Raw genomic sequence first — 15,233 nt, forward strand, 5'->3', positions numbered from 1 at the left:
CGACCAACTCCGCTTGATGGGCAGTCGAGGTGGTGGCCAGATCAAGGTGCACGCGGTTCTTGGGCCGGGGATTCCCCGGCCCGCTTCGCCGCGTCTCCTCCCGGCCACCGGGACCCGCTCGGGGCAGGACGCCGCTGCGGGAATGAGTCGACGGGGGCCGCTGTTCTGCCGGGTGTGGCAGAAAGTTCGAGTTTCAACTAAACTCGACGCAGAAGGAGGTCCTGACCATGCCCGCAGTGACTGTTGAGAACCCGTTGACCCTTCCGCGTGTGGCCGAGCCGCGGACGGCCGCCGCCCGCAAGGTGCTGGCCGTGTCCACGGCCCCGGGTGGATTCGAGGGCGAGGGGTTCCCGGTGCGCCGCGCTTTCGCCGGGATCAACTACGAGTACCTCGACCCGTTCATCATGATGGACCAGATGGGCGAGGTGGAGTACGCGCCCGGCGAGCCGAAGGGGACCCCCTGGCACCCGCACCGCGGCTTCGAGACCGTCACGTACCTGATCGACGGAACCTTCGTCCACCAGGACAGCAACGGCGGCGGCGGAGTCATCAACGGCGGCGACACCCAGTGGATGACCGCCGGGTCGGGCCTCCTGCACATCGAGGCCCCGCCGGAGTCCCTCGTCGTCAGCGGCGGGCTGTTCCACGGCCTGCAGCTGTGGGTGAACCTCCCGGCCTCCGACAAGATGATGCCGCCGCGCTACCAGGACATCGGCGGCGGCCAGGTGCAGCTGCTGTCCACCCCGGACGGCGGTGCGCTGCTCCGCGTGATCGCCGGGGAGATCGACGGACACCAGGGCCCGGGCATCACGCACACGCCCATCACGATGATCCACGCGACCATCACGCCGGGCGCGCGGATCACCCTGCCCTGGCGCGAGGACTTCAACGCCCTCGCGTACGTCCTGGCCGGGCGCGGGTCGGTCGGCGAGGACCGCAGGCCGGTCCACACCGGGCAGACGGCCGTCTTCGGCGAGGGCGGATCGCTCACGGTGCGGGCGGACGAGTCGCAGGACTCGAACACCCCGGACCTGGAGGTCGTCCTGCTCGGCGGGCGCCCGATCCGGGAGCCGATGGCGCACTACGGCCCGTTCGTGATGAACAGCCGGCACGAGCTCCAGCAGGCCTTCGACGACTTCCAGGCGGGCCGGCTGGGGACCATCCCGGCCGGGAGCGTCTGACCGCGCCGCAGAACTGCGCGGCGATTCCGTCTCCCCCCGGTCAGCCGGTGCTCCGGCGCCGGGGAGGGGGCCGCGCAGGCCCGGCGTCAGGTCGCGCCCTCGGAGTTGACGGCTTCCGCGACCAGGTCCGGATGCGCGTACCGCCCGCCGGAATGCGCGATGCGGATCGCCGCCACCAGGTGCTCCGCCGACGCGGACTTCGACGCGACGGCCCGTGCCCCCACCCATAGCGCCTGTTTCAGCCGCCCCGACCGGCCGCTCTCCGTGATGATCACGGTGCGGCAGTCCGGCAGTCCTTCCCGTAGGGCCGCGGCCACTTCGACTCCGTCCGGCCCCGGTTGGCCGATGTCGAGAACGGCCACGTCCGGGCGGTGGGCCCGCGCCATCGCCGGCGCCTGCGGCGCCGGTCAGTCGGTGGCCGGCACCGTCCGCGCCTCGGTGGTGCCGAGCGTCTGGGTCGCGGCCAGCCGCGCGTACAGCCCGCCCTCCCGCAGGAGTTCGGCGTGCGTGCCGGCGGCCCGCACCCGGCCGTCCTCCAGGACGAGGATGCGCCGGGCGCCGGTCACCGTGGACAGGCGGTGGGCGATCACCAGGACGGTGGTGGTGCGTGCGATCTCCGCGATGGCCTCGCGCAGATCGCTCTCGTTGAGCGCGTCGAGCTGCGAGGTGGCCTCGTCGAGCAGCAGGAGCCGGGGCCGTCGCAGCAGCGCGCGGGCGATGGCGATGCGCTGGCGCTGGCCGCCGGACAGGGCCGCGCCGCGGTGGCCGACCTCCGTGTCGAGGCCCTGCGGCAGGCTGTCGACCAGCGCGGTGAGCCGTACCCGCTCCAGGACGCGGTGGAGTTCGTCCAGGCTCGCGCCGGGGGCGGCGAGCGTCAGGTTGTCGCGCAGGCTGCCCGCCAGCACGGGGGCGTCCTGCTCGACGTAGCCGATGGTCCGGCGCAGCTCGGCCGGATTCCAGTCGCGCAGGTCGCGCCCGTCGACGGTGATGCTGCCGCTGTCGATGTCGTAGAAGCGTTCCAGCAGGGCGAACAGGGTGCTCTTGCCGGTGCCGGAGGGTCCGACGACGGCGGTCAGGCCGCCGGGGCTGATCTCGAAGCCGGCCCCGTCCAGGACGGGCCGGCCGTCCTCGCGGTAGCGGAAGACGACGTCCCGGAAGACGATCTCGGCGCCCCCGGCGCCCCCGGCGCCCCCGGTGCCCCCGCTGCTCCCGCCGCCCGCGGCCGGGGCAGCCGGTGCCGCCCGGTGGCCGGCCGCGTCACCGGAGCCGCTCGGCTCCTCCCCGTCCTCGGGGGCGAGTTCCAGCACCTCGTGGACGCGCCGGACGGCGGCGGTACCCACCTGGAGGCCGCTGATCCCGCTCGCCAGCTGCGCGACCGGCCCCACCAGGTAGAACAGGTACAGCAGGAAGCCGATCAGCGAGGCGACGCTCATCGAACCGTTCGCGACCCGTGCCCCGCCCAGGCCCAGCACGGTCAGGAACGCCAGCTGCACCATCAGCCCGCTGGAGGTGCCGGCCACCGCGCCCCAGCGGGCCGCCCGTATGCCCGCCCGCCAGGCACCGTGCGCCGAAACCTCCAGGGCGGCGCTCTCCCGCTGCTCGGCGCCGCTCGCCTTGACCGTGCGGATCGCTCCGAGAAGCCGCTCCAGGCCCGAACCCAGCTCGCCGAGGGCCTCCTGGGCCTCCTTGCTCGCCCGGCCGATGCGGGGCATGACCAGCGCGGTGCACACGCCGGTGGCCAGGACGACGCCGAGTACGGCCAGGAAGAGCACGACGTCCAGCCAGGCCATCAGGACCAGCATGCCGAGCAGCGTGACGGAGCCGATGAGCGTGTCGACGAGGTTGTTGGTCGCCGCCTCGCGCAGCAGAGTGGTGTCGGCCGTCACCCGGGAGATGAGATCGCCGGGTGGGTGCCGGTCCAGGTCCGCGACCCGCAGCCGGGGCAGCCGTGAGATCAGCCGCCCGCGGGCGCCCAGGACCACGCTCTCGGCCGCCCGTTCGACGACGTACATGCCGAACGCGCTGGTCAGCGCCCCGCCCATGATCAGCAAGGCGAGGAGCAGTACCTGGCGGAAGACCGGCTCGTCGACGGCCAGCGCCTCGACGAACGACTTGGCCACCAGCGGCTGGGCGAGGCCGGCGACCCCGCCGAGCGCGCTCAGTGCCGCGCCCGCGATCAGGGCTTTGCGGTGCGGGCGGGCGTGCCCCAGCAGGGAGCGGGTCGCCGAGTCCTTCATCATCGTGGGTTCCTTCGTCCGGTCGGTGGGTCAGGACATCCGCAGGGTGGTGAGGATCTCGGGCGCCCTGTCGAACAGCCGCCGGCCCATGGTCCGCAGGGTGGCCAGGGCGACCAGCAGGCCGTACGCCGTACCCAGCGGCAGCAGCAGCCACGAGGACGCGGAGCCGTTCAGGGCGATCGCGCCCGCGATCACCGGGGCGATCGCCACCACGCCGAGGACGGAGCTGAGGAAGTTCGCCAGGTGGTAGCCGCCGCTCTGGCCGGGCGCACTCACGCTCCACGGGTCCTCGGGGTACGGGTAGGGGTGGAACACGCTGATGACCATGCCCGCCGCCGAGGTCACCCCGAGCAGCGCGAAGCTGACTCCGAGCGCGGCGGCGAGCTGGTCGGTGCGCCCGGTCGCGAGGGCGACACCACCGCCGACGGCGGTGATCCAGGGCACGATGACCGCCAGCTGGGGGAGCAGCCGGCCGGCGAGTTCGGCGCGGGCCTGCGCCACGGTGCGCAGCGTGGCGACGTTGCTCCAGATCGCGGAGCCGTCGAGGGCGAACAGCAGACCGGGGACGGTCAGTCCGAAGACCCAGGCGCCGCCGACGGTGACGTACGGGGTCCTCGCGCCGATCGGCACCATCACGACGGGGAACAGCAGCGCGTACGCCAGCGCCGCGATCATCGTCATCCGGTGCCGCGGAGCCCGTGCGAAGGCACTGAACTGGTGGTGGGCGACGAGCAGGGTGCGGCTGGAGGTGAGCAGGCGGGCCCGCGGTCCCGTCGTCCGGCCGGCCCGGACCTTGACGGCCTGGGCCGTGGAGGCGTCCGTCGTGGTCATCAGCCGGGCCAGGGAGGCGTGCCACCACACCATCAGCAGGGCGATCAGGGCGGCGGTCCCGGCCAGTTCGAGCAGGGCGGTGCCGGTCCTGCCGTCGGCGGCGGCCCGGACGGCGTCGGCCGGCCAGCCCGGCGGGGTCCAGCGCAGGACCCGTACGACGATGGGAGGCAGGTCCGGCCCCGAGCCGGCGGTGGTCAGCAGCAGGTACGCGGAGTAGCCGCCGACCGCGGTGAGCACTCCGCCGAGGGCGGCGGCGTCCTTGCCGCGCCGGCCGGTCAGCGCCCGTGCGAAGGAGGCCAGTACGGCCCGGGAGGCGACCACGCACAGCAGCAGGGTGAGCGGTACGGCGAGGACGGTGACGACCGCGGCGGGGAGGCCGGCGAACGCGCCCTCGGCGGCGCCGACGACCGCTCCGGTGATGAGGATGAGGGTGCAGAGCGGCCCCGGGCCGATGAGCGCGGAGGCGGTGGCCCCGGCGATCAGCCGACGCGGCCGGACGGGCAGTACGGCGAGCCGCGTCGGATCGGCGCTCTCGTCGCCGCCCGCGCCGAAGGACAGCGGCAGCGCCAGCCAGGCGACCGCCAGCCCGGCGAAGGCCAGGACCGCGAAGTCGGGCGCGTCGGGCTCGCCTTGGGCCAGGGCCAGGCCCACCGCCGCGTAGCAGGCCCCGGCCACACCGATGCCCGCGCCGGCCACGAAGCCCACGGTGCGGGCGGTACTGCGGCGCAGACTGCTGCGCAGAAGGGCGAGTTTCAGCCCGACGAAGACCCCAACCATGCGAGGCTCCCCCCCTTCGCCTTCGCGGCCGGGGCGCCGACCAGTTCCATGAAGCGCTCGTTCAGGCTCCGGCCGGCCCGTACCTCGTCGAGCGTGCCGTCGGCGACCACGCGCCCTTTGGCCAGGATGGCGACGTGGGTGCACAGGGCGGCCACGAGCTCCATGACATGGCTGGAGAAGATCACCGTCGAGCCGGTCGCGGTGTACTGGCGCAGCACCTCGCGGATCGTCTCGGCCGACACCGGATCGACGCTCTCGAAGGGTTCGTCGAGGAAGAGGACCGGCGGGTTGTGCAGCAGCGCGGCCGCCAGACCGATCTTCTTGCGCATGCCGGTGGAGTAGTCGACGACCAGCTTGTCGCCGGCCTCGGTGAGCCCGAGCACGTCGAGCAGCTCCTCGGCGCGCGCCTCGGTGTCGGCGGCCGGCAGCTCCCGCAGCCGTCCGGTGTAGCGCAGCAGTTCGCGTCCCGACAGCCGCTCGAACAGGCGCAGGCCGTCGGGCAGGATGCCGATGCGGTGCTTGGCCTCGTACGGGTCCTGCCAGACGTCGTACCCGGCGACGTTCACGGTGCCCGCGTCGGGCCGGAGCAGGCCGGTGATCATCGACAGGCTGGTGGTCTTGCCGGCGCCGTTGGGGCCGACCAGGCCGTAGAAGCTGCCCCGGGGGACGGTGAGGTCGACTCCGTCGACGGCGACCTTGCCGTCGAATTCCTTGCGGAGCCGACGCACTTCCACGGCCGCCGGGACCGCGTCGCCTTCGGGTGGGTGGTGCATGGTGATGCCTTCCGCCTGGGGGTGGGGGGATGGGGGGCCTACGGGGCCGGCCCGCTCAGCGGGCGGGGAGGTCCGGTGAGGCCAGGTTCCGGTAGGGGGCGCCCGGGACGATGCCCGCGCTGCTGAACGCCTCGTGCGCGCTCTCGGAGCCGGCTGTGGTCCGTACGGCCGCCTCGGCCAGCGCCGCGGCGCGGTGCTGGCCGAAGCTCAGCCCGCCCGCGCCGGGCCGGGGGTCGTCCGGCTCCCAGGCCACCGCCGTGCCGGGCCCGAGCCGGTGGGCGAAGACCGAGGTGTCGGGGCCGATGCCGGGCAGGGCGCGGACGGCGTCGGCGACCGTGTGGCAGGCGCCCCGGGACTCGTTGCCCAGGTAGACGACGAGGGCGTCGCGGCGCGGGTAGTCGGCGGGACCCGACAGCACCTTGGCGTGGTAGCCGGCTCCCGCCGCCTCCAGGTGCTCCAGTACGGTGCCCCAGATCCGCGGGGCACGTCCCGGTTCGGTGATGTGGACGTAGACCCGGAGCAGTTCGTCGTCGAAGCGCGGCTCGCGGGAGCCCATGGCGTAGAAGAACCCGGGCGAGAGCGCGGGGCGGGCCGGGGAGACGGGGGCGCGTACCTCGGTGCCGACGACGAGCGGGCCGTCGGCGGTCAGCCGGTCCACGGGCACCCGGACGCGTACGCCGTCCCAGGACACGAGCGCCTCACCGCTGCCCGGCTCCCGCGGGGCCCGGAGCAGGACACCGGTGCGCTGGATCTCGCGGTGGGGCAGCGCCGCCGCCAGCTCACGCTCGAAGCCGGGGTCGCGCGGGGTCAGGCTCCGGCGGCGGGTGTCGGCCTCGGCGCGGCCCGTGTGGAACACCTCGTACAGTGCCGCCCCCAGCCGCTGCTGGAGCTCGCGGGCGGATTCGCCCTCGATGGTGCGGGGCCCGACGGTGGCGGTGCGGCCGTCGGCGGAGAGCTGGATCCGCGCCAGGGCGTCAGCGAGGGCGGGGGCCAGGAGGGAGGCCGACGCCGGTTCGGGGGTGCCCGGTGCGGGGGTGACCGGGGTGACCGGCTCGGTCGGGGCTGCGGCTGTGGTCACGAGGCGTCTCCGAGTCCGATGACGTGGGTGAAGCGGGCGGGGTCGAGCAGGGCCGTGCGGCCGATGCCGGCAGCGGCCCGCTCGATGCCGAGCAGGCGGTTGGAGCGGGTGGCCCCGGCGAGCAGCCGGTCCAGCAGGTGCCAGCCCGCGAAGGCGGTGGCGCGCTCGGCCAGGCCCGGATCGGCATCGGGCCGCGCGTCGCGGTAGCCGCGCCAGAACTCCTGGACGACCGGGCGCAGCCGCGTGAGTTTCTCGGCGCCGCGGGCGAGCACGTTCTCGCGCGTCATGGACAGCCCGGCGAAGGCGGCGGTGTCGGCGTCGCCGCGGGAGGTGACGATGTCGTGCACGGCGCGGTGCAGCCATTCGCCGGCGAAGCCGCCCACGTCGCGGGCCGGGTCGGCGAGGCGGAACTCCTCCCAGTCGGCCACGTGCAGCCGCGTGTCCGGCCCGGGGTGGCAGGTGATCAGGAACTGGTCCATCCGCAGATCGCAGTGGGCGGGCACGCGCGGCGCCGCCCGTTCGTCGGCCAGCAGCCGGTGCACCGCCCCGATCAGCGGCGTGTCGTTCTGCAGCAGGCGCCAGGTCTCCAGCTCCGCCCCGCTGAGCTCCTCGAACGCGGCGGCGGGCAGCGCCTCCAGCAGTCCCGGCGAGGGCAGGGCGGGGGCGCTCCGCTCCAGCCGGTCCCGCTGTCCGATGGGGCAGGCGTGCAGTCGCCCGAGGGCGGTGCCGGCGCGGTGTGCGAGCTCGGGCGCGAAGTCCTGGTCGGCCATCAGTTCAGCGCCGCTGCGGGCGTCCTGGAGGTAGTCGAAGGCGAGCAGCGCGGCGTCCGGGTCGCTGCCCAGCAGCGCGGGTCCGCGCAGGACGCCGGCCGGGGCGTCCGCCATCATCCGTTCGTAGCCGAGCGCGCGGTCCATCCGGGCCCGTACGTCCTCCTTGGGACCGGTCAGGCGCTTGACGAAGACGTGGGCGCCGCCGGTCGTGCGGCCGGCCCAGGTGTCGTTGCGGCCGGGCAGCGCGGTGAGGTCCGCGCGGTCGAAGGGGCCGGTGCCGATGCGCCGCAGCAGGGCGTCGACCTCGGGCGCGGTGTCGAGGTCGACGGGCTGGAACCGCAGTTCGGTGCGGGGGGCGGTGGTGGTGCGGGTCACGGCGTCTCCTCGGCCGGGTCGGCCGCCGGTGTGGCGAGCACGCCGGCATAGGCGGGCTGGGCGAACAGGTGGGCGCAGTCACGGGCCACCTCGGCGGCCGGCACCCCGTACAGGGCCTCGGGGAAGCCGACGAGCTCGGCGGTCCGGCGCCCGGTGGCGAGCCAGGCGCTCAGCTGGTCGGCCAGCGAGCCCTGGGTCTGCGGCATGAGGGCGAACTGGCCCGCGCAGTACCGCCGGGCGGCGTCCACCTCGGCGCCGGTGGGCGGCTCGGCGCCGGCGCGCCGCAGCTCGTCACGGACCAGGTCGGCGGCCTCGACGGCGTCGGCGGGCGGCAGCTGGGCGTGGACCTGGACGAGCGCCCGGGTGCCCGCGTGGTCGCCGAAGCGGCCCGCGTACGAGGAGAAGCCGTACGGGGCGTGTGGCGTGCGCAGCGCGGCGAGCCGGGCCCCGGGCTGGCCGCCGCCGAGCACGGCCACCGCCAGCCAGCGGGCGGCGAACGGCACGGTCAGTGGCGGCTCGGGGGTGGCCCACAGCAGGTGGGCGGCGGTCGCGGGAAGGGCCGGGGGCAGGCTCAGCAGCGCGAGGCCCTCGCTGACGGCGGGGAGCGACCCGTGCGCGCCGGGCGGTGCGTCGAGGGCCGACGTGAGCGGGCGCAGGGCGGCGGTCGCCGCCGCGACCCAGACCTCGGGATCCAGGTCGCCGACGGCGGTGAGCTCGACGCCGCCCGCGTACGGCTGGGTCGTGAGGGCCGCGGGGGCGGTGCCCGGGTCGGGTCGGCCGTGGGCCGGCAGGCGCTGTCGCAGGGCCTGTTCGGCGAGCCAGGCGGGGCTGCTCACCCGGGCTCCCATGCGGGCGCGGGCCCGCGGTTCCACGGCGGAGAGTTCGGCGGCCGTGGGCGGGGCGCCGAGCAGGCCGGCGAACAGCACCGGGTCGGGGGCGGGTCCGGGCAGCCAGGCGTCGAGCAGGACGGCGTCGCCCTCCACGGTCGCGGACACGGACCCGCGTACGGGGAACCGGGCCGTCCAGCGGTCGGCGAGGACCAGGGCGAGCCGTTCGCGATCGGCGGGCGCGGCCGCGCGGGGCGCGGGCAGCCGCAGGCGGAGTTCGACGAGGGGCGCGCGGGTGTCGCGTACGGCGGCCACGGCGGGCTCGGCCGGGCGGCCCGCCGCGGGGCCGGGTCCGGTCTCGGTGAAGGCGGGCAGCCGCAGCGCGGGCGGGGCCGTCGGGGTGGTCAACCGCAGGGCCGGGACCGGGGCGGGGACCGGGGTGCCGGGGGAGACGGGGGAAGCGGGCGCGGGCACCGGCGCGGAGGCGCGGACGGCCGCTCCCAGGCCGCGGAACGGGACCGGTTCGCCGCCCGGGAGCAGAGCCAGCACCGCCCGGTGATCGTCGGCCAGCGCGCCGGCAGCCGCGCGGACCCGTCCCGCGGCGAGGGCCCGCAGGCGGGCGGGCAGCTCGTCGAGGAGGGCGGGCTCGCCGAAGAGGATCTCCAGCCGGCCGAGCGCGCGGGCCCGGGGGCCCGGCCCGTGATGGGCGCGCAGGTGGTCGTCGGCGAGCCCGCGGGCCGCTTGTCGGACCTCGGCGTCGGCGACGTCGGCGAGGGCGCGCAGCGCGTCGTCGATCCGGTGCAGCGCTGCCCGTACCCCGTCCTCGTCGGCGGCGGGCAGGGTGATGACGAGGGTGTCGGGGTCGAGCGCGTCCAGCGGTGCGAAGAATCCGCAGCCCGCGTCGACCGGTGGCACGGTCAGGAGCCGGGCGACCACGAGCCGGGCGAGGTAGCCGTCGAGGTCGGCCGCGGGGTCGGGCAGCCGGTAGCCGAGGCAGACGGCGCCCCCGCCGGGCACGGTCCGCATGCTCACCCGGTCCGCGGTGAGCGGGGGTTCGGCCAGGACCGGGCGGTGCGTGGCGTCGGGCCGGGAGGGCCGGGAGGGCCGGGAGGGCCGGGAGGGCCGGGAGGGCCGGGAGGGCCGGGCGGGCCGGGCGAGCCCGGCGGGCCCGGCCGGCACCGCGGCGAAGTGCCGGGTGACGAGGGCGGCGACCTGTTCGGGGTCGTCCGCGCCGCTCACCGTGAGTACGGCGTTGCCCGGGGCGTAGTGCTCGCGGAAGAAGCCGGCGCAGTCCTCGGGGGTCAGGCGGGCGAGGTCGGGCAGGTCGCCGTAGCCGTCGTGGCTGTTGGCCCAGCGGTCGTACAGCAGTGCGGGCAGCAGCGGCCAGGGCAGGCCGCCGAGCGGTGCGTCGTACACGGCGGCCTTGACCTCGGCCTCGATACCGGTGAGTTGCTCGGCGAGGGAGGCCGCGGTGAAGCGGGGGGCGCGCATCCGGTCGGCCTCGGAGGCCAGTGCGCGTTCCAGTGCCGCGGTGGGAACGACATGGACGTAGTCCGTGTAGTCCTGGTGGGTGGTGCCCTCGGCGGACAGGCCACTGGCCAGGAGGTCGGCGAAGTAGGCGCGGTCGGGGAAGTGTTCGCTGCCCTCGAACATCATGTGTTCCAGCAGGTGCGCGAGGCCGCCGCGGCCCGGGGGCTCCGAGCGGAAGCCGACGCCGTAGTGCACCGCGACCGCCGTGAGGCCGCCCGCCGCCGTGGTGTCGATCAGTACGCGCAGCCCGTTGCCGAGGGTCAGCCCGCGGATGCCCGTGCCGCCGGTCATGCGGCCGCCTCCTCGGTGAGCGTGGAGGCGAGCACGCCGTACAGGCGGGCCTGGCCGGTCGAGTCCGGAACGTACGCGGCCGTGTCGTGGGCGTGCAGCGCGACGCGCAGGGCGGCGCCGCGCAGGCGGCCGTCGCGCGCGGCGGCGGCGTCGCCGTAGCCGTCGAAGAGGGCGTCCAGCAGCTGCTGCCAGGCCCGCGGGTCGGCGGTGGTGCCCAGCAGCCAGCGGAACTCGACGAGCTCGCCGGCCAGCCAGCCCAGATCGACATGGGGCGGGGCGGCGCACAGGTCCTCGCCGGTCAGCAGCACCGCAGGGGCGGCCGTGTCCGCGGCGGGGACGAGCGAGCCGAGGCCCGGCGCGCCGTGCGACAGGACGTGGCCGTCCGCGGGGCCGGCGGCTTCCGCCGCCCAGCCGCGCAGGGGGGCCACGGCCGCCTCGCCCAGCAGGTCCGCGGCGGTGGCGCCGCCGGCGGTCGTACGGCCCGACAGCCAGGCGTGGAGCCGGACGACCGCGCGTGCGGGCCGCCGGGCCTCCTCGGGGACGGGCCGGCCGTGCAGTGCGGCGAGCAGCGCGCCGACCTCCCGGAGGGTGCCGGCGAGCGCGCGAGGACCGCCGGGGACGGCGTGCGGTCCACCGCCGGTGATGAGCCAGTGGGCCGAGGAGTACGGGCCGGGGGCGGCGTACGTCCGGGCGCCGTCCGGCGCGGGATCCCCGGTCAGCAGGCGGGCACCCGGGCCGGGGGAAGTCTCCTCGACGAGCTCGCGCAGGCGGGCGGTGAGCGGTGCGAATGCCTCCGGAGCCCCCGTGCCGGGCCGGCGCAGCCAGCGGTGGCCGCCGTCGGGCAGGGCGGTGACGGTCGTGGCGAGCAGGCCGGTCGCATAGGTGTCGATCACGACAGCGCTCATGGCGTCGGCTCCGCGGTGAGCCCGCGGTGCAGCGCGGCCAGGCTGCCGAGTACGTCGGGCAGCGGGGCCGCGGCCCAGCTGTCGGTGCGCCCGGTGGTCAGGCTGAGCGCGGGCACCGGCGGCACGACGACGCAGTTGGGGCGCTCCGCGAGGGCCTCCGCGTGGCGGCGGTAGGCGTGGCTCTGGGCGCCGCCGGGTGGCAGCGCGGGGGCGACGGCGACGGGCGCCGCCGTGCACTGCGCGGTGAGCAGCGAGGGGCTGTCGGCGAGGCCGAGCGCGAGGCGGGCGGTGTACGAGAACGTCGCGGGGTAGACGAGGACGGCCTCGGCCCAGGCGGTCAGGTCGACGTGCGGGGCGCGCAGCACGGGCTCCTCCGGCCAGGCATCCACCAGGGTGCGGCGGCTGGTGAGCAGGTTGAGGGCCTCGCGCGTGACGAAGCGCTGGGCGCTGCGGGTGAGGACGGTCTGGATCTCCAGAGTGGGGTGGGTGGAGCGCAGCCAGATGATCCAGGAGGGCAGTTCGGCGGCGGAGACGGAGCCGGTGGCGATGAAGAGGAGCCGGGTGAATCCGAGCCCTGCGGGCTCGGCGCGTGCGGCGGGACCCGCGTCCCCGGTCGGCTCGGTTCGGTCGACCACGGCGGCTACCAGCCGTTCCCGTTGAACAGGGCTTCCAGGTCGCGCAGTACGGCCCGCGGTCCCTCCAGCATCCCGACTCCGGCGTTGTTGAGGACCACCTCGTCGGCACCCGCCGCGTGGTACGCGGCGATGCCCGCGGCCAGTTCCGCGGGATCGCCGGTGAGGGCTCCCCCTGCGGCGAGCAGGCTCTTGGCGGTGGCCGTCGGGTCCTCGCCGTCGACCTGGACGCCGGCGTGGGTCAGCATGTCCCGGTAGTGCGGCGCGGAGAAGTGGCCGGAGCTACCGGTTCCGAGGACGGCCGGGGTGTCCCTGCCGTCGGCCGCGGCGGCCATGGGGACGATGGACACGACGCGCGGCACGGGCCGGCCCGCGGCTTCGGCTCCTTCGCGCAGCGCGGGGACGATGACGTCGCGCACGTACGACGGCGGGGTGAGCCAGGTGATCGCCACGTCGGCGCTCTCCCCGGCGATCCGGGCCATGCCCGGGCGCAGCACCCCGAGTCCCACTTCGACGGGAGGTGCGGGCGAGCGTGGGATGGATCCGGTGTAGGAGAAGTAGGTGCCGCGTTGGTCGACCTCGTCGCCGTCGAGCAGTCCGCGGACGATGTTCAGGTATTCGCGGCAGGCCGTCAGCGGGCTCTTGTAGGGCTCGCCGAGCACCATTTCCTGGAAGGCACGTGCACCGGGCCCGAATCCGGCGGTGACCGGGTGGCCGGACGCCGCGGCGAGGGTACGGGCCTCGATGGCGGCCTGGACGGGATGGCGCAGCGGCATCAGCGAGACACCGATCCCGAACGGGACGCGCAGGCCCGTTCCGCTCAACTGCGCGAGGATCTGGTGCTGTTCGTTGAGGAGTACCTGCCCCTGCCACAGTGCCCGCGCTCCGCGCCACTGCACGAACGCGGCGAAGGGCGCCGCCTGCTCCGCGCGGGTCGGAACGATGGGCAGGAGAACAGAGACACTGCGGCTCATCGCCGGACCTCCGGGAGTCACGGAAGAGGAAGGGCAGGAAAGAATGGGGGGTGCCCGGCCCGGGTCGGACCCGGAGCACGGGACTGCGGCGGTCCTGGGCGCCTTGCCCGCGCCCAGGACCGCTCGGATCAGCCGTTGCCGGCCGCCCCTACTGCTGGATCAGCAGGTCCACTTGATGGAGGCGGCGGTGCCCGCGACGCTCACCTTGGTGTAGGCGATGGTGGTGAGGGTCGGGGTGATCGCCGGGGCGTCGGCCGACGCCTCGAAGTTCAGCTCGGCAGCCTCGGCGTAGGCCTCGAAGCCACCGACGAGCTCCATGATGTCGACGTTCTCGATCTTCTGCATTGCGCTCTCCAGCTCATGGGAAACGCCCGCCTCTTGTTCCGGCGGACGTCTTCCAGTCAACAACCAGGCGCTGCGGTACGGGTATTGGCCCTTGGTGACGTGTCCCTTGGGACACTGTCGCCCGTGCAGATGAGCGGGTGGTGCAGATGGGCCATCAGCGCGGCTTCGAGCCGGGAACTGACGCCGAGCTTCTCCACGATGCTGGCCACATGAGCCTTCGCGGTCCGCTCGACGATGCCCAGCCGCCGGGCGATGAGCCGGTTGGGCATTCCGTGGCCGAGCAGTGTGAGCACCTGCCGCTCACGCCCGGTCAGTGTTTTGATCCCGCGTGGATCCTTGACGGCATCGCGCAGCGGTGCGCAGTCGCAGATGCCCGCGGTGTGGGCGTCCAAGTCCGCCAACTCCGAGTGCTGGTCAGGCACTCGGACGGCGTCGGACGCGTGACGGGACTCCGTGTCGTGCAAAGCAGTCATCTCCCCAGATGGACTGTTCGAAATATGATCATAAGCATCTGGTAACGGAGAGGCAAAGTTTCAGCGGGTGAGGCAGCCCACATGGTAATGCGGGAACCGGCGGAGCGTCAGATCGTCCGCCCGGCCCCGCTGTTACGTGTCAAGAGGACCGGACACCGTGGCCGGGTAGCGGAGCCGCAGCTCCGAGACCACCCCGAAGACGGCCGCCGTCAGGGGTACGGCGAGCAGCATGCCGAGGATCCCGGCGACGCTCGCCCCGGCCGTGATCGCCAGCATGACCACCGCCGGGTGCATCTGGACGGTCCGGCTCTGGATCACCGGCTGGAGCACGTTGCCCTCCAGCACCTGGACGGCGAGCACCACGCCCAGCGCCCACAGCCCGATCACCCATCCCCGGTCGGCGAAGGCGACGAGGACCGCCACGGCGCCGGAGAGGAACGCGCCGAGGTAGGGGATGTAGGCGGTCACGAACACCAGCGCGCCGAGCCCGAGGGCGCCGGGGACCCGCAGGACGAGCAGGCCGACGGTGATGAAGGCGGCGTCGATGAGCGCGATGAAGGTGGTCCCGCGCATGAAGCCCTCGACGGCCTGGTAGGCGCGGCGGGCCATCGCCTCGAGCGTGTCACCGGCCCCGCGCGGTCCGATCGAGCGCAGGGCGCCGGCGGCGAGGTGGGAGTCGCGGAGGAAGAAGAAGACCAGCAGGAGCGCCAGGACCGCGGTGGCGATCATCTCGCCGACGACGCTGAGCCCGCTGATGACGCCGGAGGCGGCCGTACTGCCGAACCTGGACAGCAGCTCCTTGGCGTTCTTGGCCAGGTCGTCCAGGGAGGCCCCGGCGGCCCCGAAGTGCTCGGCGAGGTCCTGGCCGGCCCGGCGCAGGGCGCTGATGATCTGGTCGCCGGTCTCGACGAGCGCGGCGGCGACCACGTACGAGGCCCCGCCGACGACGGCCACGACGGCCAGGCAGGTCAGCGCGGCGGCGGCGGAGCGGTTCACCCGCATCCGGATCAGCCGCCGGTGCATCGGCGCGAGCAGGGCGGTGCCGAGCAGGGCGAGCAGCACGGGCGTGACGGCGGTCTTGAAGATCACGCACAGCAACACCGCGACAGCGGCCACGCCGGTGACCAGCAGGAAGACGGCGCACCAGGCGGCCAGCCGGCGCACGGGCTCGGGCAGGAGAGGGGTCGGCATGGCCGCATCCACCTTTTCGGGCTGTCGCGGGGCCGGGCGCGAG

Annotated in this window: 14 protein-coding genes; 1 reads left to right on the top strand and 13 read right to left on the bottom strand. The window is 74.9% G+C overall.

The window, feature by feature from the left end; all coding sequences use genetic code 11:
• Positions 1-227: 227 nt before the first annotated feature.
• On the top strand, positions 228-1,181 hold the full coding sequence (locus tag ACWDYJ_RS16695; protein WP_451566279.1) for a pirin family protein: 954 nt from the start codon (positions 228-230) through the stop codon (positions 1,179-1,181).
• 86 nt (positions 1,182-1,267) lie between these two features.
• On the opposite strand, the gene ACWDYJ_RS16700 is transcribed toward ACWDYJ_RS16695, so the two are convergent.
• The 13 genes from ACWDYJ_RS16700 to ACWDYJ_RS16760 form a co-directional block, all read right to left on the bottom strand.
• Positions 1,268-1,567 carry a response regulator gene (locus ACWDYJ_RS16700; RefSeq protein WP_451566280.1) on the bottom strand — a complete coding sequence of 100 codons (300 nt, stop codon included), beginning with the start codon at positions 1,565-1,567 and terminating at the stop codon, positions 1,268-1,270.
• 21 nt (positions 1,568-1,588) lie between these two features.
• Positions 1,589-3,421 carry an ABC transporter ATP-binding protein gene (locus ACWDYJ_RS16705; protein ID WP_451566281.1) on the bottom strand — a complete coding sequence of 611 codons (1,833 nt, stop codon included), beginning with the start codon at positions 3,419-3,421 and terminating at the stop codon, positions 1,589-1,591.
• Between the two features lie 27 nt (positions 3,422-3,448).
• On the bottom strand, positions 3,449-5,026 hold the full coding sequence (locus ACWDYJ_RS16710; protein WP_451566282.1) for a transporter: 1,578 nt from the start codon (positions 5,024-5,026) through the stop codon (positions 3,449-3,451).
• Positions 5,002-5,799, bottom strand: coding sequence for an ABC transporter ATP-binding protein (locus ACWDYJ_RS16715; RefSeq protein WP_451566283.1), 798 nt, complete (start codon positions 5,797-5,799; stop codon positions 5,002-5,004). The genes ACWDYJ_RS16710 and ACWDYJ_RS16715 overlap by 25 nt, the downstream gene beginning before the upstream one ends.
• A 55-nt stretch (positions 5,800-5,854) precedes the next feature.
• The gene (locus ACWDYJ_RS16720; protein WP_451566284.1) at positions 5,855-6,877 is read right to left on the bottom strand and encodes a T3SS effector HopA1 family protein; all 1,023 of its coding nucleotides are present in this window, start codon (positions 6,875-6,877) and stop codon (positions 5,855-5,857) included.
• Positions 6,874-8,022 carry a class V lanthionine synthetase subunit LxmK gene (lxmK, locus tag ACWDYJ_RS16725; RefSeq protein ID WP_451566285.1) on the bottom strand — a complete coding sequence of 383 codons (1,149 nt, stop codon included), beginning with the start codon at positions 8,020-8,022 and terminating at the stop codon, positions 6,874-6,876. The genes ACWDYJ_RS16720 and lxmK overlap by 4 nt, the downstream gene beginning before the upstream one ends.
• A complete protein-coding gene (locus tag ACWDYJ_RS16730; RefSeq protein WP_451566286.1) occupies positions 8,019-10,670 on the bottom strand; it encodes an insulinase family protein in 2,652 nt (883 codons plus the stop codon). Before ACWDYJ_RS16730 ends, lxmK begins: the two co-directional genes overlap by 4 nt.
• On the bottom strand, positions 10,667-11,575 hold the full coding sequence (locus ACWDYJ_RS16735) for a hypothetical protein (RefSeq protein WP_451566287.1): 909 nt from the start codon (positions 11,573-11,575) through the stop codon (positions 10,667-10,669). The genes ACWDYJ_RS16730 and ACWDYJ_RS16735 overlap by 4 nt, the downstream gene beginning before the upstream one ends.
• On the bottom strand, positions 11,572-12,210 hold the full coding sequence (locus ACWDYJ_RS16740; RefSeq protein WP_451566288.1) for a flavoprotein: 639 nt from the start codon (positions 12,208-12,210) through the stop codon (positions 11,572-11,574). The genes ACWDYJ_RS16735 and ACWDYJ_RS16740 overlap by 4 nt, the downstream gene beginning before the upstream one ends.
• A 5-nt stretch (positions 12,211-12,215) precedes the next feature.
• The gene (locus tag ACWDYJ_RS16745; RefSeq protein WP_451566289.1) at positions 12,216-13,181 is read right to left on the bottom strand and encodes an LLM class flavin-dependent oxidoreductase; all 966 of its coding nucleotides are present in this window, start codon (positions 13,179-13,181) and stop codon (positions 12,216-12,218) included.
• Between the two features lie 159 nt (positions 13,182-13,340).
• Positions 13,341-13,526, bottom strand: a complete 186-nt coding sequence (locus ACWDYJ_RS16750; RefSeq protein WP_451566290.1) for an LxmA leader domain family RiPP — start codon at positions 13,524-13,526, stop codon at positions 13,341-13,343.
• Positions 13,527-13,582: 56 nt separating this feature from the next.
• On the bottom strand, positions 13,583-13,918 hold the full coding sequence (locus ACWDYJ_RS16755) for a helix-turn-helix domain-containing protein (protein ID WP_451566291.1): 336 nt from the start codon (positions 13,916-13,918) through the stop codon (positions 13,583-13,585).
• A gap of 213 nt (positions 13,919-14,131) precedes the next feature.
• Positions 14,132-15,190 (bottom strand): AI-2E family transporter, encoded by a 1,059-nt coding sequence (locus ACWDYJ_RS16760; protein WP_451566292.1) that lies wholly within the window; start codon positions 15,188-15,190, stop codon positions 14,132-14,134.
• Positions 15,191-15,233: the final 43 nt, after the last annotated feature.

The organism is Streptomyces sp. NPDC003042, from assembly GCF_053591315.1.

Coding starts and splice junctions, on each gene's coding strand:
- ACWDYJ_RS16715 (WP_451566283.1), bottom strand. CDS start 5,799: ATGCACCACCCACCCGAAGGCGACGCGGTCCCGGCGGCCGTGGAAGTG.
- ACWDYJ_RS16750 (WP_451566290.1), bottom strand. CDS start 13,526: ATGCAGAAGATCGAGAACGTCGACATCATGGAGCTCGTCGGTGGCTTC.
- ACWDYJ_RS16760 (WP_451566292.1), bottom strand. CDS start 15,190: ATGCCGACCCCTCTCCTGCCCGAGCCCGTGCGCCGGCTGGCCGCCTGG.
- ACWDYJ_RS16695 (WP_451566279.1), top strand. CDS start 228: ATGCCCGCAGTGACTGTTGAGAACCCGTTGACCCTTCCGCGTGTGGCC.
- ACWDYJ_RS16735 (WP_451566287.1), bottom strand. CDS start 11,575: ATGAGCGCTGTCGTGATCGACACCTATGCGACCGGCCTGCTCGCCACG.
- ACWDYJ_RS16730 (WP_451566286.1), bottom strand. CDS start 10,670: ATGACCGGCGGCACGGGCATCCGCGGGCTGACCCTCGGCAACGGGCTG.
- ACWDYJ_RS16700 (WP_451566280.1), bottom strand. CDS start 1,567: ATGGCGCGGGCCCACCGCCCGGACGTGGCCGTTCTCGACATCGGCCAA.
- ACWDYJ_RS16710 (WP_451566282.1), bottom strand. CDS start 5,026: ATGGTTGGGGTCTTCGTCGGGCTGAAACTCGCCCTTCTGCGCAGCAGT.
- ACWDYJ_RS16745 (WP_451566289.1), bottom strand. CDS start 13,181: ATGAGCCGCAGTGTCTCTGTTCTCCTGCCCATCGTTCCGACCCGCGCG.
- ACWDYJ_RS16705 (WP_451566281.1), bottom strand. CDS start 3,421: ATGATGAAGGACTCGGCGACCCGCTCCCTGCTGGGGCACGCCCGCCCG.